Source organism: Ensifer sp. ZNC0028 (genome assembly GCF_000799055.1).
Taxonomy (GTDB): Bacteria; Pseudomonadota; Alphaproteobacteria; order Rhizobiales; family Rhizobiaceae; genus Ensifer.
The window spans coordinates 1-24,912 of record NZ_JTLA01000055.1 but is presented as its reverse complement, the minus strand read 5'-3'; the positions used below and the strand labels follow the sequence as shown (position 1 = coordinate 24,912).

Annotated in this window: 27 protein-coding genes; 16 read left to right on the top strand and 11 right to left on the bottom strand. The window is 63.6% G+C overall.

Annotation, left to right across the window (positions count from 1 at the left end; all coding sequences use genetic code 11):
* Nucleotides 1-25: 25 nt before the first annotated feature.
* The 4 genes from L981_RS13430 (at nucleotide 26) to nadC (ending at nucleotide 5,130) form a co-directional block, all read left to right on the top strand.
* Nucleotides 26-1,264 carry an MFS transporter gene (locus L981_RS13430; RefSeq protein WP_043616608.1) on the top strand — a complete coding sequence of 413 codons (1,239 nt, stop codon included), beginning with the start codon at nucleotides 26-28 and terminating at the stop codon, nucleotides 1,262-1,264.
* Between the two features lie 173 nt (nucleotides 1,265-1,437).
* Nucleotides 1,438-2,517: a quinolinate synthase NadA gene (gene nadA / locus L981_RS13425; RefSeq protein ID WP_043616689.1), complete on the top strand. Its 1,080-nt coding sequence runs from the start codon at nucleotides 1,438-1,440 to the stop codon at nucleotides 2,515-2,517.
* 55 nt (nucleotides 2,518-2,572) lie between these two features.
* Nucleotides 2,573-4,171, top strand: a complete 1,599-nt coding sequence (locus L981_RS13420; RefSeq protein WP_043616606.1) for an L-aspartate oxidase — start codon at nucleotides 2,573-2,575, stop codon at nucleotides 4,169-4,171.
* Nucleotides 4,172-4,221: 50 nt separating this feature from the next.
* Entirely contained in the window at nucleotides 4,222-5,130 is a 909-nt protein-coding gene (gene nadC, locus L981_RS13415; RefSeq protein ID WP_043616686.1) for a carboxylating nicotinate-nucleotide diphosphorylase, read from the top strand.
* A gap of 12 nt (nucleotides 5,131-5,142) precedes the next feature.
* Here the strand turns inward: nadC and L981_RS13410 are convergent, their stop codons facing one another.
* From L981_RS13410 to L981_RS13370, 9 genes are all read right to left on the bottom strand, one after another.
* Nucleotides 5,143-5,388, bottom strand: coding sequence for a hypothetical protein (locus tag L981_RS13410; protein WP_043616603.1), 246 nt, complete (start codon nucleotides 5,386-5,388; stop codon nucleotides 5,143-5,145).
* Nucleotides 5,389-5,545: 157 nt separating this feature from the next.
* Nucleotides 5,546-6,580, bottom strand: a complete 1,035-nt coding sequence (locus L981_RS13405; RefSeq protein WP_052201785.1) for an NAD regulator — start codon at nucleotides 6,578-6,580, stop codon at nucleotides 5,546-5,548.
* Nucleotides 6,516-7,055, bottom strand: a complete 540-nt coding sequence (locus tag L981_RS13400; protein ID WP_043616596.1) for a tyrosine phosphatase family protein — start codon at nucleotides 7,053-7,055, stop codon at nucleotides 6,516-6,518. Before L981_RS13400 ends, L981_RS13405 begins: the two co-directional genes overlap by 65 nt.
* Before the next feature lies 1 nt (nucleotide 7,056).
* Nucleotides 7,057-7,665: a YfbR-like 5'-deoxynucleotidase gene (locus L981_RS13395; protein ID WP_043616593.1), complete on the bottom strand. Its 609-nt coding sequence runs from the start codon at nucleotides 7,663-7,665 to the stop codon at nucleotides 7,057-7,059.
* On the bottom strand, nucleotides 7,662-8,510 hold the full coding sequence (locus tag L981_RS13390; RefSeq protein WP_043616590.1) for a folate-binding protein YgfZ: 849 nt from the start codon (nucleotides 8,508-8,510) through the stop codon (nucleotides 7,662-7,664). The genes L981_RS13395 and L981_RS13390 overlap by 4 nt, the downstream gene beginning before the upstream one ends.
* Before the next feature lie 157 nt (nucleotides 8,511-8,667).
* On the bottom strand, nucleotides 8,668-9,450 hold the full coding sequence (locus L981_RS13385) for a hypothetical protein (RefSeq protein ID WP_043616587.1): 783 nt from the start codon (nucleotides 9,448-9,450) through the stop codon (nucleotides 8,668-8,670).
* 15 nt (nucleotides 9,451-9,465) lie between these two features.
* A complete protein-coding gene (locus L981_RS13380) occupies nucleotides 9,466-9,735 on the bottom strand; it encodes a hypothetical protein (protein ID WP_089043914.1) in 270 nt (89 codons plus the stop codon).
* Between the two features lie 158 nt (nucleotides 9,736-9,893).
* Nucleotides 9,894-10,340: a TIGR02301 family protein gene (locus L981_RS13375; RefSeq protein WP_043616584.1), complete on the bottom strand. Its 447-nt coding sequence runs from the start codon at nucleotides 10,338-10,340 to the stop codon at nucleotides 9,894-9,896.
* Complete coding sequence (locus tag L981_RS13370; RefSeq protein WP_043616581.1) at nucleotides 10,337-10,807, bottom strand: NUDIX hydrolase; 471 nt, start codon at nucleotides 10,805-10,807, stop codon at nucleotides 10,337-10,339. Before L981_RS13370 ends, L981_RS13375 begins: the two co-directional genes overlap by 4 nt.
* Nucleotides 10,808-10,868: 61 nt before the next feature.
* Between L981_RS13370 and L981_RS13365 the strand changes: the two genes are divergently transcribed.
* Nucleotides 10,869-11,648, top strand: a complete 780-nt coding sequence (locus L981_RS13365) for an SOS response-associated peptidase (RefSeq protein ID WP_043616578.1) — start codon at nucleotides 10,869-10,871, stop codon at nucleotides 11,646-11,648.
* A 20-nt stretch (nucleotides 11,649-11,668) separates the two neighbouring features.
* Here L981_RS13365 and L981_RS35025 read toward each other — a convergent pair whose 3' ends face one another.
* Nucleotides 11,669-11,812 carry a hypothetical protein gene (locus L981_RS35025; RefSeq protein ID WP_197067130.1) on the bottom strand — a complete coding sequence of 48 codons (144 nt, stop codon included), beginning with the start codon at nucleotides 11,810-11,812 and terminating at the stop codon, nucleotides 11,669-11,671.
* Between the two features lie 414 nt (nucleotides 11,813-12,226).
* Between L981_RS35025 and cysS the strand changes: the two genes are divergently transcribed.
* The 8 genes from cysS to rarD all read left to right on the top strand — a co-directional run bounded on the left by cysS (nucleotide 12,227) and on the right by rarD (nucleotide 19,343).
* Nucleotides 12,227-13,618: a cysteine--tRNA ligase gene (gene cysS, locus L981_RS13360; protein WP_043616576.1), complete on the top strand. Its 1,392-nt coding sequence runs from the start codon at nucleotides 12,227-12,229 to the stop codon at nucleotides 13,616-13,618.
* Between the two features lie 107 nt (nucleotides 13,619-13,725).
* Nucleotides 13,726-14,109, top strand: coding sequence for a VOC family protein (locus tag L981_RS13355; RefSeq protein ID WP_043616574.1), 384 nt, complete (start codon nucleotides 13,726-13,728; stop codon nucleotides 14,107-14,109).
* Nucleotides 14,110-14,121: 12 nt separating this feature from the next.
* Nucleotides 14,122-14,613 (top strand): GFA family protein, encoded by a 492-nt coding sequence (locus L981_RS13350; protein ID WP_043616572.1) that lies wholly within the window; start codon nucleotides 14,122-14,124, stop codon nucleotides 14,611-14,613.
* Nucleotides 14,610-15,086 (top strand): GFA family protein, encoded by a 477-nt coding sequence (locus L981_RS13345; protein ID WP_043616569.1) that lies wholly within the window; start codon nucleotides 14,610-14,612, stop codon nucleotides 15,084-15,086. Before L981_RS13350 ends, L981_RS13345 begins: the two co-directional genes overlap by 4 nt.
* The gene (locus L981_RS13340) at nucleotides 15,059-15,580 is read left to right on the top strand and encodes a GFA family protein (protein ID WP_043616566.1); all 522 of its coding nucleotides are present in this window, start codon (nucleotides 15,059-15,061) and stop codon (nucleotides 15,578-15,580) included. Before L981_RS13345 ends, L981_RS13340 begins: the two co-directional genes overlap by 28 nt.
* Before the next feature lie 2 nt (nucleotides 15,581-15,582).
* On the top strand, nucleotides 15,583-16,551 hold the full coding sequence (pip, locus tag L981_RS13335; protein WP_043616563.1) for a prolyl aminopeptidase: 969 nt from the start codon (nucleotides 15,583-15,585) through the stop codon (nucleotides 16,549-16,551).
* Between the two features lie 24 nt (nucleotides 16,552-16,575).
* On the top strand, nucleotides 16,576-18,192 hold the full coding sequence (gene cimA / locus L981_RS13330; RefSeq protein ID WP_043616560.1) for a citramalate synthase: 1,617 nt from the start codon (nucleotides 16,576-16,578) through the stop codon (nucleotides 18,190-18,192).
* A 218-nt stretch (nucleotides 18,193-18,410) separates the two neighbouring features.
* Nucleotides 18,411-19,343 (top strand): EamA family transporter RarD, encoded by a 933-nt coding sequence (gene rarD, locus L981_RS13325; RefSeq protein ID WP_043616557.1) that lies wholly within the window; start codon nucleotides 18,411-18,413, stop codon nucleotides 19,341-19,343.
* Nucleotides 19,344-19,411: 68 nt separating this feature from the next.
* On the opposite strand, the gene L981_RS13320 is transcribed toward rarD, so the two are convergent.
* Nucleotides 19,412-20,032, bottom strand: coding sequence for a TIGR00730 family Rossman fold protein (locus L981_RS13320; RefSeq protein ID WP_034804006.1), 621 nt, complete (start codon nucleotides 20,030-20,032; stop codon nucleotides 19,412-19,414).
* 243 nt (nucleotides 20,033-20,275) lie between these two features.
* Here L981_RS13320 and L981_RS13315 point away from each other — a divergent pair, with 243 nt between their 5' ends.
* From L981_RS13315 to L981_RS13305, 3 genes are all read left to right on the top strand, one after another.
* On the top strand, nucleotides 20,276-22,039 hold the full coding sequence (locus L981_RS13315; protein ID WP_043616554.1) for a LysM peptidoglycan-binding domain-containing protein: 1,764 nt from the start codon (nucleotides 20,276-20,278) through the stop codon (nucleotides 22,037-22,039).
* Nucleotides 22,040-22,244: 205 nt separating this feature from the next.
* Nucleotides 22,245-24,131: an ABC transporter ATP-binding protein/permease gene (locus L981_RS13310; RefSeq protein WP_043616551.1), complete on the top strand. Its 1,887-nt coding sequence runs from the start codon at nucleotides 22,245-22,247 to the stop codon at nucleotides 24,129-24,131.
* Nucleotides 24,132-24,309: 178 nt separating this feature from the next.
* A partial coding sequence (locus L981_RS13305) for a phosphatidylserine decarboxylase (RefSeq protein ID WP_043616548.1) occupies nucleotides 24,310-24,912 on the top strand: 603 nt, incomplete at its 3' end.

The window sequence follows — 24,912 nt, the reverse complement described above, 5'->3', positions numbered from 1 at the left end:
GCGCTCCATCAATCGGAGAGATTCCATGTCCGCTGTTTCCGGAGCATCCGCGCCGTCCAGTGCCCGTCAGGAGATGCCCTGGCTGATCATTGCGGCCGGCTCGGTCGTCGCGATGCTCACCTTCGGCCCGCGCTCGGCGATGGGCTTTTTCCAGCTGCCGATGCTCGCAGATACCGGCTGGGACCGGACGACCTTCGGTCTTGCCATGGCGCTGCAGAACCTCTGCTGGGGCCTGAGCCAGCCGTTTTTCGGTGCGATTGCGGACAAGTTCGGTACGTGGCGGGTGCTTGCCATGTCGGGCCTTCTCTACGCAGCAGGCCTGTTCATCATGGCCTTTGCCGATGCGCCGATCTGGCTGCACATCGGCGGCGGCGTGCTCGTCGGCATGGCGGTGGGCTCCGGCTCCTTCGGCATTCTGCTCTCCGCCTTTGCCCGCAACGTCACTCCGCATCAGCGCTCGCTTGCCTTCGGCATCTGCACGGCGGCCGGTTCGGCCGGCATGTTCCTGTTCGCGCCACTCAGCCAGGGCCTGATCTCGGCCTATGGCTGGTCGGACAGCCTGGTTTATCTCGGCGTCCTGATGTTGCTGGTGCCGTTCTTCGCGATCCCGCTGCGCGGCAACGCGTCCTCCGGCCGCCAGAGCGAGGCTCAGTACAAGCAGTCGATCGGCGAGGCGCTGAAGGAAGCGCTTGGCCACAAGAGCTATCTGCTGCTCGTCTCCGGCTTCTTCGTCTGCGGCTACCAGGTTGCCTTCATCACCGCGCACTTCCCGGCCTATATCGGCGATATCGGCATCGACGCGCGTTACGCGGTGATCGCGCTGGCGCTGATCGGCTTCTTCAACATCATCGGCTCGCTGTCGGCAGGCTTCATCGCCCAGCGCTACTCGAAGCCCTATTTCCTGGCGCTGATCTATATCGCGCGCTCGGTGGCGGTGACGGCCTTCCTGCTTTTGCCGCAGACGCCGACCTCGGTCATCGTCTTTGCCATCGTCATGGGCCTGCTCTGGCTTTCGACGGTGCCGCCGACCAATGCGCTGGTCGCGATTATGTTCGGCACACGGCACCTCGGCCTGCTCGGCGGCATCGTCTTCCTCTCGCACCAGGTCGGCTCGTTCCTGGGCGTGTGGATGGGTGGCTACCTCTACGACCACTTCGGGTCCTACGATCCGGTGTGGTGGCTCGGCGTAGCGCTCGGCATCTTCGCGGCAATCGTCCATTGGCCGATCGAGGAGAAGGGCGTGGCACGCCCCGCCATGGCCTGAACGAAAACGAAAATCAGAAGCGCTGCGAAAAGCGGCGCTTCTATTCTTGAATTCTGTCACAAAACTTTCTAAATCAACCCATGCGGCTTTGCCGCTTTTGTTTTGGTTCAATTATGCTCAGATTGAGCATAATTGAAGAGCCGCCCAGGAAGAGGGGCGGAGAGGAGATGTCGATGACGCGCCTTGCACCCCGCACCGCGACCGTGGCGAAACCGGTTTTTGTCAGCGCCGCTGAGCGCTTCGGCATCATCGAAAGACCCGAGCTTGCCTTTACGCCGGCGGTCGCGCGCGAAACCGAGCATCTTTACGAGAAGGTCAAGGATTTCATTCCGGCGATCGAGTGGCCGGTCTATGCGCCCTATGTGCACGCCATCAACCGGCTGAAGAAGGAGCGCAACGCCGTCATCCTCGCGCATAACTACCAGACGCCGGATATCTTCCACTGCGTCGCCGATATCGTCGGTGACTCGCTGCAGCTGGCGCGCGATGCCGCCAAGGTCGATGCCGAGATCATCATCCAGTGCGGCGTGCACTTCATGGCCGAAACGTCGAAACTGCTGAGCCCGGAAAAGACCGTGCTGATCCCCGACGCCAAGGCGGGTTGCTCGCTATCGGAATCGATCACCGGCGCCGATGTCCGCCTGTTGAAGCAGCGCTACCCCGGCGTTCCCGTCGTCACCTATGTCAACACGTCCGCCGACGTGAAGGCCGAGACCGACATCTGCTGCACCTCGTCGAACGTGCTTGATGTCGTCGAGAGCCTGGAATCCGACACGGTGCTCTGCATTCCCGACGAGTACCTGGCGATGAACGTGGCGCGCCAGACCAACAAGAAGATCCTGACCTGGAAGGGCCACTGCGAGGTGCACGAGCGCTTCACCGCCGCCGAACTGCTCGCCTACAAGGAAGCCAATCCGGGCATCGAGATCATCGGCCATCCCGAATGCCATCCGGACGTAATCGCCGTCTGCGACTTCGCTGGTTCGACCTCCGGCATGATCAACTACGTCAAGGACAATCGCCCGTCGAAGGTGCTGCTCGTCACCGAATGCTCGATGGCGTCGAACATCCAGGCGGAGATCGAAGGCGTCGAGTTCGTCAAGCCGTGCAACCTCTGTCCGCACATGAAGCGCATCACGCTGCCGAAGATCCTCGACAGCCTGCTGACCATGACGGAGGAGGTTCTCGTCGACCCCGCGATTGCTGATCGCGCCCGCTTGGCGGTCGAGCGCATGGTGAACCTCAAGCAGTAACAATTTCAACCGGCTCACACCGGATGCAGGCATGCGCATTGGAGGAGAATGAATCATGCTGACCGACCATTTCCGCCCGCAATCCTTCAACGGGATTGACGACATCGTCATCGTCGGTGGCGGCCTGGCCGGCCTCTTCTGCGCGCTGAAGCTGAGCCCGAGGCCGGTGACGATCCTTGCCGCAGCCCCGATCGGCCATGGCGCCTCGTCGGCCTGGGCGCAAGGGGGGATTGCCGCCGCCATGAGCCCCGGCGACACCTTCGAAAAACACGTCGCCGATACGCTTGCCGCCGGTGCCGGCATCGTCGACGAGAAGATGACGCGCATGATGGTGGCCGAAGGCCCGGCGCGCATCCATGACCTGCTCGACTATGGCGTACCCTTCGATCGCGATCTCGAAGGCAAGCTACTGCTCTCGCGTGAGGCGGCTCATTCCGAGCGCCGTATCGTCCGCGTCAAGGGCGACATGGCCGGCAAGGCGATCATGGAAGCGCTGATTGCCGCCGTCCGCCGGACGCCGTCGATCCGCGTGATCGAAGGCTATGTGGTCGAGGAGCTGGTGCGCGAAGGCCGGTTCATCTCCGGCGTCGTCGCCCGGCCCGATGCCGGACAGTCGAAGAAGCGCGTGGCTTTCCCGGCCCGCGCCGTCGTGCTCTGCTCCGGTGGCGTTGGCCACCTCTATGCGGTCACCACCAACCCGTGGGAAGCCTGCGGGCAGGGGCTCGGCATGGCCGCCCGCGCCGGCGCGATCATCGCCGATCCGGAATTCGTGCAGTTCCACCCGACCGCCATAAACATCGGCAAGGATCCGGCGCCGCTCGCGACCGAGGCGCTGCGCGGTGACGGCGCCCAGCTTCTGAACGCCGCCGGCCATCGCTTCATGCTCGATATCCACCCGGACGGCGAGCTTGCGCCGCGCGACATCGTTTCGCGTGGTGTCTTTGCCGAGGTCCAGGCCGGCCGCGGGGCCTTCCTCGATTGCACCAAGGCGGTTGGCAAGCATTTCCCCGAGATGTTCCCGACGGTCTATGCTTCCTGCATGGCGGCCGGCATCGATCCGGTCACGCAGCCGATCCCGGTGGTGCCGGCGGTTCACTATCACATGGGCGGCGTGCTCACCGATGCCGAAGGCCGCACCTCGATCGATGGCCTCTGGGCAGCCGGCGAGGTGACCTCGACCGGCGTGCACGGCGCAAACCGCCTTGCCTCCAACTCGCTGCTCGAAGCCGTGGTCTTTGCCGCGCGTATTGCTGAAAACATCAAGGGCACGCTGCCGACACCGCAGTTGACCGAATGGGGCGACAATGCCGGCGAGAACGACGACCCGGTGACGGTCGAAGATAGCCCGCAGCTGACGATCCTGCGCAAGGTCATGAGCGACTGTGTCGGTGTGATCCGCACGCGCGAAAGCCTGGTGCGGGCGATCCGCGAGATCGAGCAACTCGAGCGCGACAACACCCGCATGCGCTTCACCAACATCATCACGACAGCCAAGCTGATCGCCGTCGGCGCGCTTCGCCGCACCGAAAGCCGCGGCGGTCACTTCCGCGCCGACTGCCCGCAGGAACGCCCGGAATGGCGTCGCCGCACCTATCTGACGCTCGCTGAGGCCAATCGCCTGGCGCGTGAACTGGCAGAGACGGAAGCAGCCTGAGGCAGCCTGGTCGGCCGCTTTCGAATGGAACCTTTGGAATGAGTGACACGATGACAGCAGCCCTCCGCCCCGAACTGCCCGCACTGATGATCGAGGATCAGGTGCGCGCGGCACTGCTTGAGGATCTCGGCCGCGCCGGCGATATCACGACGCTTTCGACGATCGGGCCGGACCTGACGGCAACGGCCGGTATGAATGCGCGTGATCCCGGCGTCATTGCAGGACTGGAGCTCGCGCGTGCAGCCTTCCGTCTGGTCGACCCGTCGATCCGCTTCGAGGCACTGGTGGCGGACGGCGACCGGGTCGAACCGGGTATGGCGATCGCCCGGATCTCCGGCCGCGCTCGCGGCCTGCTGTCGGCCGAACGTGTCGGCTTGAACTTCCTCATGCATCTCTCGGGCATCGCCACCTATACGGCGAAGTTCGCAGACGAGATCGTCCACACGCGTGCGAAGGTCTGCTGCACCCGCAAGACCATTCCGGGCCTGCGGGCGCTGGAGAAATACGCCGTGCGCCTGGGCGGCGGCTCCAATCACCGCTACGGGCTGGACGACGCGGTGCTGATCAAGGACAACCACATCGCCGTTTCCGGCGGTGTCGCCAGCGCCGTCCACGCGGCGCGCGCCTATTGCGGCCATCTCGTCAAGATCGAGATCGAGGTCGATGGCCTCGACCAGATGCGCGAGGCGCTGACGGCCCAACCCGACGTCATCCTGCTCGACAACATGGGGCCCGACTTGCTCCGCGAGGCCGTTGCGATCAACCGGGCGCACTGGCAGCTCTCCACCGACGCCTATGCGGTCGATGCCCGCCGGACGCGGTTGGAGGCTTCAGGAAACGTCAATATCGATACGGTGCGGGCAATCGCCGAGAGCGGCATCGACTACATCTCGACCTCGAAGATCACGATGGCCGCCCCGACGCTCGACATCGGTCTCGACATCGCCATCAAGAAATAGCCGGAGACACGATCAGCGCTGCATGATGAAGGGGCAGGAGAAGCGCTCGCCGACGGTGATCTGCGTACCGCAATCATAACGGCAGGTCTTGAACTGTCCGTTCGTGTCCTGACTGTTGAGATTGCAGATGGTCGTCTGCGGTTGCATGCCGCCGCCCTGCTGGTTCTTGAAGTAGTCGGGCATCTTCGGCTTCTCGTCGGTTCCCGATTGCGGCGAGGTGCCGAGCAGCGACGTCAAAAAGGCCAGTGCGAGCAGCATGGTTGTCACCTCGGTCGTAGATATCGGGTCGCTCGGCGGCAGGTGGCGACTATTCGGCCTCGTCCCGCAGCACCGATCATAGCATCATCGCTCCTATGTAGGGCGTGCCGCCGGATGTTTTTAGGTGCCGGTCCAGCTCAGGAACTGATGGCTGCGATCATCGCCCGCCGACCTTGAGCCCCGGGGCAGGGCGCTCGTCGAGGATCTGACGGCGGAAGCGGAAGAGGGCGGCCGGCCGCCCACCGGTGGAAGAGAGCGTCATGCCCGTCGGCTCGACCAACTCGGCCCCTTCGACCAGGCGCCGGAAATTTTGCTTGTGCAGATGGCGCCCGGAGATCGCCTCGACGGTTGCCTGCAGATCGGTCAGCGTGAACTCGGGCGGCATCAGCTCGAAGACAACCGGCCGATATTTGATCTTGCCGCGCAGCCTCGCCATCGCCGTGGCGACGATGCGGCGATGGTCGTGGCGCATTGCCAGCCCGACGGTCAGAATGTCGCTGCCGTTGCCGCGGCCGTCGATCGCCGCCTCCGGCACGAGCCCTGCCTCGTACAGCAACTCATAACGCTCGAGCACGCGCTCCTCGTCCCAGGGAAAATCGGCGAGGCCGAAGGCCAGGCGAATGCGCGCCCGGCGCCCGGCAATCCGGGCGGCCTGCTCCTCGCCGGATACGCCGGTTTCCCAGCGGGCAAGCGCCGGCAGGATGGCCTGGTCGAGCACCGCCGGGCGTCCCTGCCGCCAGTCTTCCCAGGGCAGGTAACCGTACCAGTCGCGCCAGTGCGCGCCCGCTTCGGCCAGCCGTTCGGTATTCTCGGCATCGGTTCTGGTCAGCGCCAGATAGCCGACAGAGACCATGTGCTTGCCTTCTTCGCCGGGCAGCCGCTGGCGGCCACGATCGCCGAAGGTGTAGAGCTGCTCGATATAGCCGAGCTTCAGCGCCGTACGTTTTTCGACGCGATCCCGCAGGCTCGTCTCAAACGTCCGGTGGAGCGCCGGATCGAAGGGGCCGAACGGCAGGCTGTCGCGCGCGTCGCCGTCGCTTTCGCTGACGGCGAGGATGCGCGGGCTGCGGTTGACCACGGCGACGATCGCCGCATTGAGGCCGATCTCGACCGTTGTCGGCTGTATCTCAATCGGCAACGGCTGCTCCTTCGGAAGCAAGCGGCAGAAGGAACGGTGCGTTGCCGTCGGCATCCGCACCGCGACCGATCGCGCGAACGGCTGTGACGAGCCGGCCGTTGCGCTCGAGTACGGCGTCACCGATCTCGACAAGCCGGCTATTGGGGGTCGCAAAGGGCGAGGCTCGGCGCAGCCGTTGCACCAGTTGCGTGTCGTCCTGGTTCGGCTCGGCCGCAAGCGCGGCGATCAGGGCGGCTGCGGGCGAGCGGGAGACGCCCATCCAGCAATGAACGAGCAGCGGCCGTGCGCGGTCCCATTCGCGCGCAAAGGCGACGATCTGCCGGACATGGTCTTCCTGCGGCGCGATGAGGTCGCCGGTGCCGGCAAAGGTGATGTCGTTCATTCCGAGCGTGAGATGCCGCGCCTTGGCGATGACGCCGGGGCGATGAAAGTCCTGGCCCTTGGCGACGAGGCTGATCATCTCTGTGCAGCCATGGCGGACGGCCATTTCGGCGATGCGGGAAAGTGGTGAAACAATGATGTCGGGCATGTTAGATTTCCGCGCGTGCAGGCAGGCGCTGCGCTTCCAGCGCCAGGAACCGCTCGGTGAACAACCGCTGCGCCTCGACCGCCGGCACGGGATCGATCAGCAGCGTCTCGCGGGTGATGCCGCGCGGCTGGCCGAAGAATTTTCGCGCCTCTTCGACCGAGAAGCCGGCAAGCACGGTCGCTTCGAAATAGGCGGCGACATGGTCGGCCTTCTTGATCTTGTCCTTCAATTCCTTGGAGCAATGCGGCGGCAGGCCGAAACGGAGATGGATGGCGCTTTCCAGCCGCTTTTCGACCGATTTGTAGCCACCGCCGACCACCGCCTTGAACGGCGAGATCATGTCGCCGATCACGTATTCCGGCGCGTCGTGCAAAAGCGCCAGCAGGCAATCGTCGCTGCTGCATTTGTTGCTGCGGCGAAAAATGTCCTCGACCATCAGGCTGTGCTGGGCGACCGAGAAGGCATGGTCGCCGGCGGTCTGCCCGTTCCAGCGGGCGACGCGCGCGAGACCGTGGGCGATATCGCCGATCTCGACGTCGAGCGGCGACGGGTCGAGCAGGTCCAGCCGGCGGCCGGAGAGCATGCGCTGCCAGGCGCGGGCCGTCGTCACGCGCTCGCCTCGTCGGCAGACGTCGGGAAGGTGAGCCCGGCCCATTCGGGCAGGACCAATGTCACCGGCACGTCGCCGGCAAGCAGCGGGATGCCGTTCGCCATCGCTTCGCCGGCCTTATCGATGCGCACGATCGCGAGTGCCGACTTGCCCTGTACCGTGCCGAGCGTGCCGATCGACTTGTCGTTTGCGGTGATCGTCGTTCCCGTCGGGGGAAGGGCGGCGTGGGCAGAAACGATCACGACCCGGCGGCGCGGCGTGCTGCGGTGCTGCATGCGCGACACCACTTCCTGGCCGACATAGCAGCCCTTCTTGAAGGAAAGGCCGCCGTTCTTGTCCATAAGCACATCATGGGGGAAGGCGTCCTGCACCGCATAATCGGCGCCGGCATTGGCAATGCCCGCCGCGATCCGCAGCCGTTCGAGGTCTTCTGCGCCGGCCGTGTCGCCGGTGGCTTCCCCATAGGCGCGAAAGAGCGCAATGCCCGCCTTCTCGAAACGGTGGTCGCGATAGGCACCCGCGGGTGCTGCTTCGTCGAATATTACGGTGACGGCGTCGGATGTCTTGATCGAAAGCTCGACTGCCGAGCGAAGCTTGTACATCGTCAGGCGCTTCAGCAGCGCTTCGACCTGGTCATGTGCCGTTTCCAACCGTAGGCCGTCGCCGTCGCGGGAGATCAGGAACTCGAACAGGATCTTGCCCTGTGGCGTCAGCAGAGCGCCGGGACGCGCTTCGTCGGGTGCAAGCGCGTCGAGATCGGTGGTGATCAGTCCCTGGAGAAGATCTTCGGCGTCCTTGCCGGAAATGGCGACGATCGCGCGATCGTCGAGGCGAACTCTGGGCATCGTTCGAATCCTGTTCGACGGGAAAGGAGAATCCCGCGCTAACCTAGCAGACGATCACCTGAATGGCCGCGGCCGACTCGGGCCCCGGTTCCACCGGTGATCTCTTGGCGAAGAGGTAGGATGTTCAGCTGTCAACGGCAAGCGTGGTCGCCGGCGGTCAATCGCCGGCGATGAAGAATTTCCACTTTCCGTCCGGCATGATGCCGACGCGGTAGAAGTTGTAGCTGCCGAATTCTTCCATGTCGGCGAAATCACCGGCCGTGACCAGGCGGAACAGGTCGACCTTCTCCGGTGCCGTCAGCGTCGAGAGCTTCTTTTCCGCGAAATAGGGCCAGACATAGGCTTCCTGGGGCGTGCCCTTGTCCACCAGCACAAACCCGGTCGACAGAACGTCGAGCAGGATCGCTAGGATTTCGACGCCTTCCTGGTCGCCCGAAAGGCTCTTCAGGATCGACACCGGGTCTTCGTCGCCGGTGACGCCGGTGACCTGGGTCTGGTTCGGGCCCTTGCCGAGCAGCGAGCGCAGCCGCTCGATATCGCCGGAAGCCGCTGCCTCGACGATCAGCTCACGCATGCGGGCGACCGGCGCTGGGATTTTGGAAATGTCGGTCAGCACTTCGACAGGCCCGGTCGGCTCCGGCTCTTCGGCTTCGGGAGCGTCTTCCTTGGTGGCTGTCGCCGACTTGTTGATCAGCGGATCGGGCATCGGAATTTCGAGCGGAAGCTTCTCTTCCTCATCCGGCTCTTCGGCTACGGGCGGCGTCGCCTTCTGGTCGCCCGCGGCAGGCTGTTGCTCGGTCGGGACGGGTTGCGGCGCGCCCTGCAATTCGCTGAGAGCGAAGGCGGGAGAAACCGCTGCCGGGGTGGTCAAGGCGACACCGGCCAACAGCAGTGTAGCGAGGCGAACCGGAAGGGTCCGGTTTGCGAGATTCCGATGCATCGGGCAGTCCTGATATTACTGAATCGTGCGCTGGGGCGAGAACTCGCCGGCGAGCACGCGCTCGCGAAGCGAATTGAGCATTGCTTCGGCGCCGTCTTCGCCATGAAGCCGAACGGTTTCCCGCATGGCAAGGGCAATGGCTGCATCGGCGATGATTTCCGGCTCGATACCGTCGGCCATTCCGTCCGCCCAGGCCTCGCTCTGGTGTTCCAGCGCAGCCTGCATTTTCTCGTGGACGATCATGTCATCGATGTCGGTCAGGCTTGGTTCCATCATTCGTTCCATGCGACTTCCATTGTGCAAGCGGTTCATTTTATGGCCGTTCGGCTGAACTCCGACTGAACGGCCGTGACGGACTCGCCACTTCTTACCACTCTCTTAACGAACTTAGCAGCCTTTTCCCGAAACGACACGGGGTCGTGAGAAAAGAGGTTAATTTATTGCTAATTTCCAAAGCGGGCGACGATTTCTGACGCAAGTGTTGCGCCTTCGGCACGATATCGCTGTTCGGCGACGATCGCAGGCCCCGTGCAGCTCGTATAGACGGATGCGAAGGTGCGATACCCGCGGTTGAAGGCGGCCGTCATCCGCTCGCGCCGTTTGATTTCGGTGGCGGTTTCCTTGTCGATCAGTTCCTGCATCGAGCGGCGCCAGACATCCTCCGGTTCCTTGACGCAGAGATTGCGGAGGTAGTGCACGGAGCCGAGGATCTCGGAGAGCCGAACCAGCCGCTGGTCGTAGGGCGTCGGCTTTTCCTCCACGGCGGCCGGGGCTGCGGTCTCGGTCTTGGCCGGCTCTTTCGTAGGTGATTTTTGCGCTGCCGCGCCAGTGGCGACTGTCAAGGCAATGCCGGCGAGCGTAAGCCTTGTAAGGATCGGGACAGGGATCATGATTTCACCAAGCCCGAATTGGCGGCGGTTTCAAGGCCGTCGCCTGATGTCGCGGCGTTCGCTCCGGCGCCGGAGAGCCTTTCCACACATTCTCGCACGCTGTCGGGGATCGGCAGGGCGAAGATCTCCTGAGCCGTGAACCAGCCGAGCCCTGCGGCGTCGTCGCTGGCGACGGCAACTGCGCCGGCATCGGCCTCGGCCCTGAAGACCGACAGCAGGAAGTGTCGCCCCTCGGACTCTTTGCCCGGCAGATCGTAGACTTCGAACAGCACCGGATCGCGCGCCTTGATGCCGGTTTCCTCGAGCAATTCGCGAAGTGCTGTCTCCGCCGGCGTCTCGCCGGCTTCCGCCCGGCCGCCCGGAAAGGCGTACATGTCGGCCGACGGCGGGTTGGCCCGGCGGACGAGCAGATAGCGGCCGTCGCGTTCGAGAATGACGGAGGAGGCAAGTTCGGGCTTGGTAGGCATCGGGGAATCAAATCGTCTCGGTAGCGTTGACCCATCCTACGTGAAGTGCCACATCCATGTCATGTGCGGACGTTTTGCGCTGACGGCGACACCCGACGAAATAATGGAATTGTTCAGCCTGCTGGAAAGCGACGACTTTCCGGCGCGCTTCAATATCGCGCCAACCCAGCCGATCATGGTTGTCGTCGCCGGCGAGCGTGCCGCACCAGGCAGCAACCTGCCGGAGCGCCGGGCGCTGCTCGTGCGCTGGGGCTTCATGCCGGGCTGGGTCAAGGACCCGCGCGACTTTCCACTGTTGATCAATGCGCGGGTCGAATCGGCAATCGAAAAGGCGTCGTTCCGTGCCGCCATGCGGCACCGGCGGGTCCTTGTGCCGGCCTCCGGCTTCTACGAATGGCGCCGGCCGCCGAAGGGTAGCCGTGAGCCGTCGCAGGCCTATTGGGTGCGCCCGAGGAAGGGCGGCATCGTCGCCTTCGCCGGTTTGATGGAAACCTGGTCCTCGGCCGACGGCTCCGAGGTCGACACTGCGGCCATCCTGACGACGGCCGCCAACGCCTCGATCCGACAGATCCATGACCGTATGCCGGTCGTCATCCAACCCGAGGATTTTGCCCGCTGGCTGGATTGCAAGACGCAGGAACCGCGCGAGGTTGCCGATCTCTTCGGCCCGGTCGCGGAGGACTACTTCGAGGCGATCCCTGTTTCGGACAAGGTCAACAAGGTCGTCAACACCGGTCCCGAAATCCAGGATGCCGTCACGCCCAGGTCGGTTGCTGATGCCCAGCTAAAAGGCAAGGGCAGGCCGACCGAGCCCGATGGCGGGCAGATGTCTCTCTTTTAAGGAAAAGAGCGTCGGAACCGTCAGGCTGGCCGCTTGGTCAGCTTGCCAGCCGGCTTCGCCTTCACCTGCAGCGCTGCGGCAAGTACGGCCTTCAGGCCGAGCGGGCGATACTGTTCGACGAGGTTGGCGGATTTGGCGATGTCTTTGGTCTTTGCGGCTTTCACTTGCACTCACTCCTTGATGCTTTCCCGAACCGGATACACTGCCGCTTTCGCACGTCTTCACGAAAGCGACGCTCCTCCTTGCTCTCCGGAGACAGGATTTCGTGGTGTGCTACCAACTACACCGCGAATCTGTTTTCCGCATGGCGATCTCAGATAAGCCTAATCATGACAAATCCATGACCGCGGAATCCTTTCGATAGTCGGCTGTGCTTGCACGCGGCTGACCTCTTGACCGAAATCGGGTGACGCGCGATAAGTGAGGCCATGAAAACGGTTATCTGCATTATCTGCCGGAACATTATTCGCTAGCGCTCCGCTGGCCTGGCCGTTTTCGTCTCCTAAAATCCAAGATGACAAACGCGCGGGCCTCCCGGGCGCGGTATTTTACGGTCGTATGCATCTTGGAGAATGGCAATGGGCGGAACGCCGACACTGAAGCTGTACAACACGCTGACGCGGGAGAAGATCGAGTTCAAGCCGATCGATCCCGACAACGTTCGCATGTATGTCTGCGGCCCGACGGTCTATGACTATGCCCATATCGGCAATGCTCGGCCGGTCATCGTCTTCGATGTCCTGTTCCGGCTGCTGCGCCATGTCTATGGCGCGGATCACGTCACCTATGCGCGCAACATCACCGACGTCGACGACAAGATCAACGCGCGGGCGCTGCGGGACTATCCGACCCTGCCGCTCAACGACGCGATCCGCCGGGTGACGGAGAAGACCGAAACGCAGTTTCTCGAGGATGCCAGGGCGCTCGGCTGCCTCGATCCTGATGTCCAGCCGCGGGCCACCGACAACATCGCGCAGATGATCGACATCATCGAAAAGCTCCTCGCCAAGGGCCACGCGTACCAGGCGGGCGGCGAGGTGCTGTTCGATACCAAATCGATGGCCGATTACGGTCAGCTCTCGAAGCGCAATCTCGACGAACAGCAGGCCGGCGCCCGTGTCGCCGTCGAGGCGCATAAGAAGAGCCCGGGCGATTTCGTGTTGTGGAAGCTTTCTGGCGACAACGAACCGGGCTGGGAAAGCCCGTGGGGCAGGGGCCGCCCCGGCTGGCACATCGAGTGCTCGGCCATGAGCAGCCGCTACCTCGGCGAAGTCTTCGACATCCACGGCGGCGGGCTGGATCTGATCTTCCCGCACCATGAAAACGAGATTGCCCAGTCCCGTTGCGCTCACGGCACGCAAGTGATGGCAAACGTCTGGATGCACAACGGCTTCCTGCAGGTCGAAGGCCGCAAGATGTCGAAGTCCGAGGGCAACTTCGTCACCATCTACGAGTTGCTGCACACGGAAAAATTCGCCGGCCGCCAGTGGCCGGGCGATGTGCTGAGGCTCGCCATGCTGATGACGCACTATCGCGAACCGATCGATTTTTCGGTGAAGCGGTTGGAAGAAGCAGAGCATCTGCTCTCCAAGTGGCCGGTCCCGGGTGACGCCAAGGGTGAGGCCGATCCGGCCGTGGTCGCCGCACTGGCCGACGACCTCAACACGGTCGCGGCGGTCCAGGCGGTCCATGCGCTCGCCCAGAAGGCGGCAGCTGATCCGAAGCTGCTTGGGACCTTTGCCGCAAGTGCCGCGTTGATCGGCGTGGTGCCGCAGGCGGTCGAACTCGACGAGGGGCTGGTCCGCGACATCGACAGCCGCGTGCGGGCCCGTCTGGAACTGCTGAAGGCGAAGAACTTCGCGGAGGCCGACAAGATCCGCGACGATCTGCTGGCGCGCGGCGTTCAGCTCAAGGACGGCAAGGATCCGGCAACCGGCGAGCGGGTGACGACCTGGGATATCAAACGGTGACGGCTGCCTAGCTATCGAGCCCTGTCCGATCCTTCTGATCGGTTCGGACAGGGTATCTGAAAGGGCGGCGAAAAGCGGAGCGCATGCATGAAAGAGGAGTTCGTGCGATGATCGACCATACGGGCATTCCCGTCGCGGATTTCGAGCGGGCGCAGTCGTTCTACGACAAGGCCTTTGCTCCGCTTGGCGCCTCCTTGCTGATGATGGTGCCGCTGGAACACACCGGCGGTCTCAAGGTGGGTGGTTATGGCCGCGAGCGGCCGGTCTTCTGGCTGCATGAGACGGCTGCAACGGGGCCGGGCCGGCACTACGCCTTTTCGGCGCGCAGTCGCGCCGAGGTCGATGCCTTCTATCAAGCGGCAATGGCCGCCGGCGGGCGTGACAACGGCAAACCGGGGCTGAGAGCGCACTACCACCCGGACTATTACGGGGCCTTCGTGTTCGATCCCGACGGCAACAATATCGAAGCCGTCTGCCATGCGCCGGGCTGAGGAGAAATCGCGATGAGTCTGGACAACAGGCCCTATTATACAGGTGGTTGCCAGTGTGGCGCAGTGCGTTTTCGCATCGAGGGCAGGCTCGGCGATGCGTCGGTCTGTCATTGTCGCATGTGCCAGAAGGCGAGCGGCAACTTCTACCTGCCGCTGGTTTCCGTCGGCGGCGCCCATGTCACCTGGACGCGCGGCGAGCGCAAGCGCTACCAGTCGTCCAATTTCGGCTGGCGCGGTTTTTGCGGCGATTGCGGCACGCCGCTGACCTATGAGGCGCCGGACGGCATGGCATTGGCGATTGCCGCCTTCGACGAACCGCAGGGCATCACGCCAACGGTGCAATGGGGCATTGAAAGCAAGTTGCCCTATACCGACCACGTGGCCGCGCTGCCCGGTGTTCACACGATGGAAGACCCGGACGCGGTGGAATTCCTGGAGAAACTCGTTTCCTATCAGCATCCCGACCATGACACCGAGACCTGGCCCCCGGAGGAGAAGCGATGACCGAAAACGTTCGAACAGGTGGATGCCAATGCGGCGCGGTCCGCTTCCGGATCAAGGGCGAACTCGGGCGCCCGTCGATCTGCCATTGCCGCATGTGCCAGAAACAATTCGGCTCGTTTTTCTCGGCGCTGGTGACGGCGCCGAAGGATGGTGTCGAATGGGTGCGGGACGAGCCGAGCTACTTCCAGTCCTCGGTCAACATCGACCGTGGCTTTTGCCCGAAATGCGGAACGCCGATGACCTACCGGCATCCGGGCGGCCTCGAGATCGCCATCGGCACCTTCGACGATCGTTCCGATCTTGCGCCGAAAATCCAGGTCAACCACGCCTCGCGTTTGCCCTGGGTCGAGACGATCTTCGAGCAGCCGGTGCTTGAGGATCAGGATTTCTACGCCAGGCAGGAAAGCATCATCTCGTTCCAGCACCCGGACCACGAGACAGACCAATGGCATCCTTCGGGAGCATTCCGGTGACCATCGCGCGCATCTATACGGGCGGATGCCAATGCGGCGCCGTGCGCTACCGCGCCGAGGGCGTGCTTTCGGACCCGCATATTTGTCATTGCCGCATGTGCCAGAAGGCGACCGGCAACTATTTCATGCCGCTCGCCAATGCGTCCCGCGACACGTTCGACATCACCCGCGGCCAGCCGTCCTGGTTCCGCTCGTCGCATCTGGTGCGCCGCGGCTTCTGCAGTGATTGCGGCACGCCGCTGTTCTACGATATGCCCGACGAGAGCTTCATCAACATCGCGCTCGGCTCGCTCGACGACCCTGATGACGTGCAGCCCGTCTACCAGTCCGGCGTCGAATCCCGCGTCATTTGGTTCTCGCGGCTCGCGGGCCTGCCGCCAAGGGAGACGGATGACGGCACCGAGGTCTCGGCGACCCGCCATCTGATCGTTCTCGAAACAAACCGCCAGCATCCCGACTACGACACCGTGCACTGGCCGCTCACGAAAGACTGAAAATGACGACTGTTCTGCGTACGCTTTATCCGGAAATCGAACCCTATGCCTCGGGCCATCTCGATGTCGGCGACGGGCACGTGATCTATTGGGAAAGGGTCGGCACGCCAGGCGCCAAGCCCGCCGTGTTCCTGCATGGCGGCCCCGGCGGCACGATCTCGCCGAACCATCGCCGCCTTTTCGATCCGGCGCTCTATGACGTAACGCTGTTCGACCAGCGCGGTTGCGGCAAGTCGACGCCGAATGCCAGGATCGAAGCCAACACCACCTGGCATCTCGTCGCCGATATCGAGCGGCTGCGCGAGATGGCCGGCGCCGACAGGTGGCTGGTCTTCGGCGGTTCCTGGGGATCGACGCTGGCGCTCGCCTATGCCGAGAAGCACCCGGAACGGATTTCCGAACTGGTGCTGCGCGGCATCTACACGCTGACCAAGGCCGAGCTCGATTGGTACTACCAGTTCGGCGTCTCGGAAATGTTTCCGGACAAATGGGAGCGTTTCATCGCGCCCATTCCCGAGAACGAGCGCCACGAGATGATGCAAGCCTATCACCGCCGCCTGATGAGCGACGATAAGGCGACGCGCCTTGAGGCAGCCAAGGCCTGGAGCATCTGGGAGGGCGAGACGATCACGTTGTTGCCGGAACTTGCAACCAGCGCGCCCTTCGCCGAGGACGATTACGCCGACGCCTTCGCGCGGATCGAGAACCACTTCTTCGTCAATGCCGGGTGGATGGAGGATGGCCAATTGCTGCGCGACGCCCACCGGCTGCACGGCATTCCAGGTGTCATCATCCATGGGCGCTACGACATGCCGTGCCCGGCGAAATACGCTTGGCAACTGCACAAGGCCTGGCCGGGATCGGAGCTTCATCTGATCGAAGGCGCAGGCCACGCCTATTCCGAGCCCGGCATCCTCGATCGGCTGATCCGCACCACGGACCAGTTCGCAGGCAAGACCGAGCAAAACTAAACAGAGCATTTTTGGACGAGAGCCATGACCAGGGAACGCATCTACCTCTTCGACACGACGCTGAGAGACGGGCAACAGACGCCCGGCATCGACTTTTCCGTCGAAGACAAGATTGCGATTGCCGGCCTGCTCGATCAGTTCGGCATGGACTATATCGAAGGCGGCTATCCCGGCGCGAACCCGACCGACACGGAGTTCTTCGGGCGCAAGCGAACCCAGAAGGCCTCCTTCGTCGCCTTCGGCATGACCAAGCGCGCCGGGGTTTCCGCGTCGAACGACCCAGGCCTCGCGGCACTGCTGGCGGCGAAAAGCGACGCTATCTGTCTTGTCGCCAAGAGCTGGGACTATCACGTCGAGGTGGCGCTCGGCTGCACCAACGAGGAGAACCTCGACAACATCAGCGCCTCGGTCGAGGCGGTGGTCGCCTCGGGCCGCGAGGCGATGGTCGATTGCGAGCATTTCTTCGACGGCTACAAGGCCAATCCCGCCTATGCGCTTGCCTGCGCGAAGACGGCCTTTGACGCCGGCGCGCGCTGGGTGGTGCTCTGCGACACCAATGGCGGCACGCAGCCGCCGGAGGTGCGCGAGATCGTCGCCGCCGTGATCGCTGCCGGCGTGCCCGGTGCCAATCTCGGCATCCACGCCCACAACGACACCGGCCAGGCGGTCGCCAATTCGCTTGCCGCGGTCGAGGCCGGCGTGCGCCAGATCCAGGGAACGCTGAACGGCATCGGCGAGCGTTGCGGCAACGCCAATCTCGTCACGCTGATCCCGACGCTGGCGTTGAAGGAGACCTATTCAAGCCGCTTCGAAACGGCGATCGACGCCGACCGGCTGCTGGAGCTGACGAAGCTCGCCCATTCCTTCGATGAACTCTTGAACCGTTCGCCTGACCAACAGGCCCCTTACGTCGGCGCGTCGGCCTTTGCCACCAAGGCTGGCATCCACGCCTCGGCGCTGCTCAAGGACCCGCGCACCTACGAGCATGTGGCGCCCGAAAGCATCGGCAACCTGCGCAAGGTCATGGTGTCCGACCAGGGCGGCAAGGCCAATTTCATCAATGCCTTGAAGCGACGCGGCATCGTTGTCAGCAAGGACGATCCGAAGCTCGACAAGCTGATCGCCATCGTCAAGGAACGCGAAGCGACCGGCTATGCCTATGAAGGCGCGGATGCGAGCTTTGCGCTGCTCGCAAGCCGCATCCTCGGCACGGTGCCGGATTTCTTCCATGTCGAAAGCTTCCGGGTGATGGTCGAGCGCCGCTTCGATGCCAACGGCCATCTGAAGACCGTGTCGGAAGCGGTGGTGAAGGTGGTTGTCGACGGCGAGACGATGATGTCGGTCGCCGAAGGCCACGGCCCGGTCAACGCGCTGGACCTGGCGCTGCGCAAGGACCTCGGCAAGTACCAGTCGGAAATCGAAGACCTGGAGCTTGCGGACTACAAGGTCCGTATCCTCAATGGCGGGACCGAGGCGATCACCCGCGTTCTGATCGAATCGACCGATGGCACGGGCGCGCGCTGGTGGACCGTGGGGGTCTCCGACAACATCATCGATGCGTCTTTCCAGGCACTGATGGACAGTATCGTCTTCAAGCTGCTGAAGAACCGCGACCACGTCGGACTGATCGCGGCCGAGTAATCTCCGGCGATCGGTCCAGAAACGTTGATGGACTGAGCCTGGGGGAGGGTGAGCAAAACTCATTCTCCCTTCACGGAAATGAATTGGTGCATCACCGGCCATTGGGGTAGGACGCGCCAATGGGAGATCGTGCCGGCCGACAGGCTGTGCCCTCCCTTCTGACCGGAGAGCGGCCATTGCCGCCAGGGCTCTCCGGCAAAACACCAGGAAAAGATGATATGGCCGAGCCGAAAGCACCCGCCGAAAATACCGATTCCGCGAAAGGCTTTGCCTTCGCGCTGACCGCCTATCTGCTTTGGGGCTTCCTGCCCTTCTTCATGAAGGCGGTCGCCCATATCCCGGCGCCGGAAGTGGTGGCGCACCGGATCGTGTGGTCGGTGCCGCTCGCGGGTCTCGTGCTTCTCTGGCTCGGGCGTACCGACGACATCAAGGCGGCACTGCGCTCGCCGCGCATGCTGTGCATGGCCGCACTGACCGCCGTGCTCATCACGATCAACTGGGGCATTTATGTCTGGGCGATCGGTGCGGGCCGCGCCATCGAAACCGCGCTCGGCTACTACATCAATCCGCTCTTCTCGATCTTTCTCGGCGCCGTGCTTTTGAAGGAGAGGCCGAACCCGGCGCAGATGGTTGCCATCGCGCTCGCTGCCTCCGCCGTTGCCGTGCTTGCCTTCGACGCCGGCGGTCTGCCGTGGGTGTCGATCGGCCTTTGCCTGTCCTGGGGGTTCTACGCCTTCTTCCGCAAGACCCTGCCGGTTGGCCCCAACCAGGGCTTCTTCCTGGAAGTCCTGCTTTTGAGCGTACCGGCCATCGGCTACATCATCTGGCTGGAGACGACGGGGCAGGGCCATTTCGGCGATACCGGCATGGCGGACGTCCTGTGGCTGCTGTCCTGCGGTATTGTCACGGCCGTGCCGCTGATGATCTATGCCAACGGCGCCAAGCTCCTGCGCCTGTCGACGATCGGCATCATGCAGTACATCGCGCCGACGATGATCTTCGTGATCGCCGTCTTCGTCTTCCACGAGCCCTTCGGTACGGCAAAGCTCATCGCCTTCGGCCTGATCTGGGCGGCGCTGGTGATCTATACCGGCGCCATGCTGGCGGAAAGCAGGGCGCGCCGCGCCCTGCAGGCAAGCCCCGCCGAATAAGGTCGGTTGCGATAGAAACAAAAAAGGCGCGCCGGGGGCGCGCCTTTTTTGTTGGCTGAACAGGTTTCTCAAAGCTTGGAGATGATCTCGGCTTCGCCGTCGCGGCCGTTGCCGCCGTTGGCGGCCGCCAGGATGGTCGGCACGATGTCGGCGGCATCGTTGACGACGAGCGGCTGCACCAGATGCGCCGTGTGGACGAAGCCCTCTTCGCGCATGTGCTGCAGGAGGTCCATCATCGGCCTCCAGAAATTGTTGATGTTGCCGAAGACCATCGGCTTGCGGTGACGCCCGAGCTGCGCCCAGGTCATGATCTCGACGATCTCTTCCAGCGTACCGATGCCGCCGGGCAGCGCCACGAAAGCGTCGGCACGTTCGAACATCGTGTGCTTGCGCTCGTGCATGTCGGCCGTCACGATCAGCTCGTTCAGCTGGCCGAGCGAATGGCGGGTCGCTTCCTTGTCCATCAGGAATTCGGGGATGATCCCGGTGACTTCGCCGCCGTTGGAAAGCACACCGCTGGCGACCGCTCCCATGATGCCGCGGGTGCCGCCGCCATAGACCAGGCGAAGCCCGTGATCGGCGATGGATCGGCCAAGCGCGCGCCCGGCTTCCATGTAGGCATTGTCACGTCCCGGCTGTGAACCACAGTAGACGCAGATGGATCGAATCGTGCTGTTCTCGGTGCTCATGCCCTCAAAAAACATTGCAGCGCAGCATGGGTCAAGAAAAATGAGGGGAAACCCGGCTTTCTGCGGGTTGCCGCCCCTTCGGCTGCTTGTATGCCGAATCGCGAATCGCTAGCAATTTCAGTGATTGATTGAAGAAATCGGACGAGTTGCTTGCTGTTGCGCTATAATGACGGCGCAAGCCCGCACCGCAGGCCGATGAGAGGGCATGCGCGGAGCGTTGCTCCGCTCCGTGTGGAGAGTGGCATGATCAAAAATAAGGCCGGCTGGGTGGCCATTTCTGTCCTCGTGGCAGCAACAGCGTTGATGGTATTCGTAATTCAACCGAACTTGCGCGGCGACGGCAAGAAGCCGGCAGCCGATCAGGCGGCAGGCACCGCGACGCAGTCGACCGAGGCGACGCCCGCGACTGGTGGACCGCAGGCGACCGGCGCCTCTGCCGAGACCGCCAAGACGGATGCTGCGCCGCAGCAGGAGCAGCCGAAGGCCGAAGCGGCGACCGCCGCCAACGTGCCTGCGACCGATCCGGCCGTTCCCGGTTTCGACGTGCTGCGTGTTGAGCCCGATGGCTCGACGGTGATCGCCGGCCACGCCCAGCCGAATTCGAAGCTTGAGATCCTCAGCGGCGACACCGTGGTCGGCACCGCCGATGTCGGCGCGACCGGCGACTTTGCCGCGGTCTTCGACAATCCCCTTCCGGCGGGTGACCATCAGCTCACGCTGCGCAGCACCGGTGAAAACGGCGCGGTGAAGAGCTCCGAGGAAGTAGCGACCGTTTCCGTTCCCAAGGATCCGTCCGGTCAATTGCTTGCCATGGTCTCGAAGCCGGGTACGGCGAGCCGTCTGATCACGACGCCGGGTGCGGCGGAGGAAGTCGCGGCTGCGGACCTCAAGCCGGCCGAGGTTGCCTCCGCAACGCCGCAGGCGGTCGATGCCGCCACGGCGCCGGCGCAGCTTTCCGGCGTTCCGGGCCTGCAGGTGAGTGCGGTCGAGATCGAAGGCAGCAAGATGTTCGTCGCCGGCAGCGCCAAGGCCGGCGCGTTGGTGCGCGTCTATGCCGACGACAGGCTCGTCGGCGAAATGAAGGCCGACGACAAGGGGCACTTCGTCGTCGACGGTGAGATCGAGTTGACGGTTGGCAGCCACATCATTCGGGCGGACATGCTGAACGAGGACGGCACCAAGGTCGTGATGCGCGCCTCGGTTCCCTTCGACCGGCCTGCAGGATCGCAGGTCGCAGCCGTTGCGCCTTCGGGCACGCCGTCGGCAACCGCCGGTCTCGATGGCCTGCGCGCGGAAGCTGGAAAGGCGCTGGCGCTCTTGAAGGGGCTCTATGCCAATGGCAAGGTCCCGAACGGTGAGCAACTGGCTGCCGCCCGTTCGGCGACCGAGATCGCGTTGAAGTCGCTTGCGGATTTCCGTCTTGCCGACAATTCCGACCAGACACTCGTCGCCTCGGCGACCCGGGCCGCAAAGGCCGCGGCCAGCGCGCTCGCAGCGCTGAAGGCAGCGCCTCAGGACCCGTCGAGCGTTGCGACGGCCCTTACCAAGGTTGATGCGACCGTCGGTGCGGTCCTGGCCGAGCAGGGCAGTGCCACGCCGGCGTCGCCCGAGAAGGCTCAGCCGAAGGACAATGCCCCGGCGCCGGGTGAACTGGCAAAGGCGATGGGTGCTGGGAGCGCGGTTGTAAACGATGCCGCACCGGCACAGCCGGCGACCGAGACAGCAGCCGTTGTAGCCTCGCCCGACCAGCCCCAGACGCTCGAGCAGGCTCCCCTCAAGGAGAGCAAGAGTTCGGTGATCATCCGCCGCGGCGACACGCTGTGGCAGATCTCGCGCCGCGTCTACGGCGCGGGCCTGCGCTACACCACGATCTATCTCGCCAACCAGGACCAGATCGAGGACCCGGACCGCATTCGTCCGGGCCAGGTCTTCGGCGTGCCGGACAAGGCGCTGCCGGACGAAGAATCGCGGGAAATTCACAAGAAGCACATGAAACAAGAGCAATAAGCAGCCGATCTGCGGCCGCCGACATTGCGGCGGCTGCGGCGGATGCCTATCTCCCGACCAAGGGCGGCGCCTTCGACAGGGCGCCGCTTTTCATTGAACGGTGATGACGGCGCCTGAGGTCTTCGTTTACAGGGAGGGCTCAGCGCAGAGCTTGGATGCGCGACAACCTGCCTCCAAGCGCGCAAACGTAAGAGCGGATCAGAACGTGGCACCCCAGAAGAAAACCGTCTCGGCCGATACCAGCAATCCCCTGCAGACGATCGCCAATCTGTGGCCCTACATGTGGCCGTCGGACAGGGCCGATCTCAAGCTCCGGGTGATCTGGGCAACGGTCATTCTGATCATCGCCAAGGTCGTGCTGATCCTCGTTCCCTATTCCTTCAAATGGGCAACCGATGCGCTGAACGGCAAGTCGGATGTCCTGGGCTTTCTGCCCGTGTTCATGACCGGCGCGGTCATGCTGGTGCTTGCCTATAACCTTGCCCGTCTTTTGCAGGCCGGTTTGAACCAGTTGCGCGACGCACTGTTTGCAAGCGTCGGCCAGCATGCCGTCCGGCAACTCGCCTACAAGACCTTCATACACATGCACCAGTTGTCGCTCCGCTTCCATCTGGAGCGGCGCACCGGTGGGCTTTCGCGCGTCATCGAGCGCGGTACCAAGGGCATCGAAACGATCGTCCGCTTCACGATCCTCAACAGTGTGCCGACCCTGATCGAGTTCCTGCTGACGGCGGTGATCTTCTGGTGGGGCTACGGCTTCAGCTATCTCCTCGTCACCGCTGTCACCGTCTGGCTCTACATCTGGTTCACCGTGCGCGCGAGCGACTGGCGCATCGCCATCCGCCGTTCGATGAACGACAGCGACACCGACGCCAACACCAAGGCGATCGACTCGCTGCTGAACTTCGAGACGGTCAAGTATTTCGGCAACGAGGAGATGGAAGCCCGTCGCTTCGACAAGTCGATGGAACGCTACGAGGCGGCGGCGACCCAGGTCTGGACGTCGCTCGGCTGGCTCAACTTCGGCCAGGCGCTGATCTTCGGCGCCGGTACGGCTGTGATGATGATCATGTCGGCGCTGGCCGTGCAGCGCGGCGAGCAGACGCTGGGCGATTTCGTCTTCATCAACGCCATGCTGATCCAGCTTGCGATCCCGCTCAATTTCATCGGCTTCGTCTACCGCGAAATCCGGCAGGGGCTCACCGACATCGAGCATATGTTCGACCTGCTCGACGTGCGGGCCGAAGTGGTGGATCGCCCGGATGCGAGCGAACTCGTCATCGGCAAGGGCGCCATCGCCTTCAAGGACGTGCATTTCGCCTATGATGCGGCGCGCCCGATCCTGAAGGGCATCACCTTCGAGGTGCCCGCCGGCAAGACGGTTGCCGTGGTCGGCCCGTCCGGTGCCGGCAAGTCGACGCTCTCGCGGCTGCTCTATCGCTTCTACGACGTGCAGGAAGGGGCGATCACCATCGATGGCCAGGACGTGCGCACAGTGACGCAGAAGAGCCTGCGCTCGGTGATCGGCATGGTGCCGCAGGACACGGTGCTCTTCAACGACACCATCGCCTACAACATCCTCTATGGCCGTGTTTCGGCGAGCGAAGCCGAAGTCGAGGCGGCGGCCGAAGCCGCGCAGATCGCCGAGTTCATCCGCACCCTGCCGGAAGGCTTCCAGGCCATGGTCGGCGAACGGGGGCTGAAGCTTTCGGGCGGCGAGAAGCAGCGCGTTGCGATCGCCCGCACCATTCTCAAGGCGCCGCCGATACTGATCCTCGACGAGGCGACCTCGGCGCTGGACACGCGCACGGAGCAGGAGATCCAGTCGGCCCTCGACGTCGTGTCGCGCAACCGCACGACGCTTGTCATCGCGCACCGGCTTTCGACCGTCATCAACGCCGACGAGATCATCGTGCTGAAGGACGGCGTCATTGCCGAACGCGGCACCCATGGCGAACTGATCGACCGCGACGGGCTCTATGCCTCGATGTGGAGCCGCCAGCGCGAAGCGACGCAGGCCGAAGAGCAACTGAAGCGCGTGCGCGAGAGCGACGATCTGGGCATCGTCACGCGTGGCGAGCCGGCGGTTTGATGGCGTCTTTTTCTTTGCTGAGCGCGACGCGTTTTGTCGCTACCGGGCGGGCGGCGTTGCCCACCGGGACATTTCGCGCTAGAGCGGGGGCAGGAAATGCGTTTGCGGTTTTCCGTCCGCATCCCGCGCTAACTTATAGAAAACGATCACGTTCCACGGAAAATCTGGAGTAGAGTTCATGAGCCTGGTCAATACGATCCGCAACACGCTCGTCCCGGTGCACAAGGAAGGCTACCGCTTTGTGGCGATCTTCTTCGTCGTGTCGCTGGTGCTTGGCTTCCTGTGGGAGCCGTTGATGTGGATCGGCTTCGTGCTGACCGCGTGGTGCGCTTACTTCTTCCGCGATCCCGAGCGCATGACGCCGCTTGACGATGATCTGGTGATCAGCCCGGCTGACGGCCGCGTCTCGTCGATCGCGACGGTCCTGCCGCCGGAAGAACTGAACCTCGGCTCGGAACCGATGCTGCGCATCTCCGTTTTCATGAATGTGTTCAACTGCCACGTGAACCGCGCGCCGATGGCCGGTACCATCACCCGCATCGCCTATCGCGCCGGCAAGTTCGTCAATGCCGAGCTCGACAAGGCCAGCCAGGAGAACGAGCGCAATGGTCTGGTGATCGATACCAAGCACGGTGCCATCGGCGTCGTTCAGATCGCCGGCCTCGTTGCCCGCCGCATCCTGTGCTGGAAGTATGAGAACGGCTCGCTGGAGGCCGGTGAACGCTTCGGCCTGATCCGCTTCGGCTCGCGCCTCGACGTGTTCCTGCCGGCCGGCGCCGAG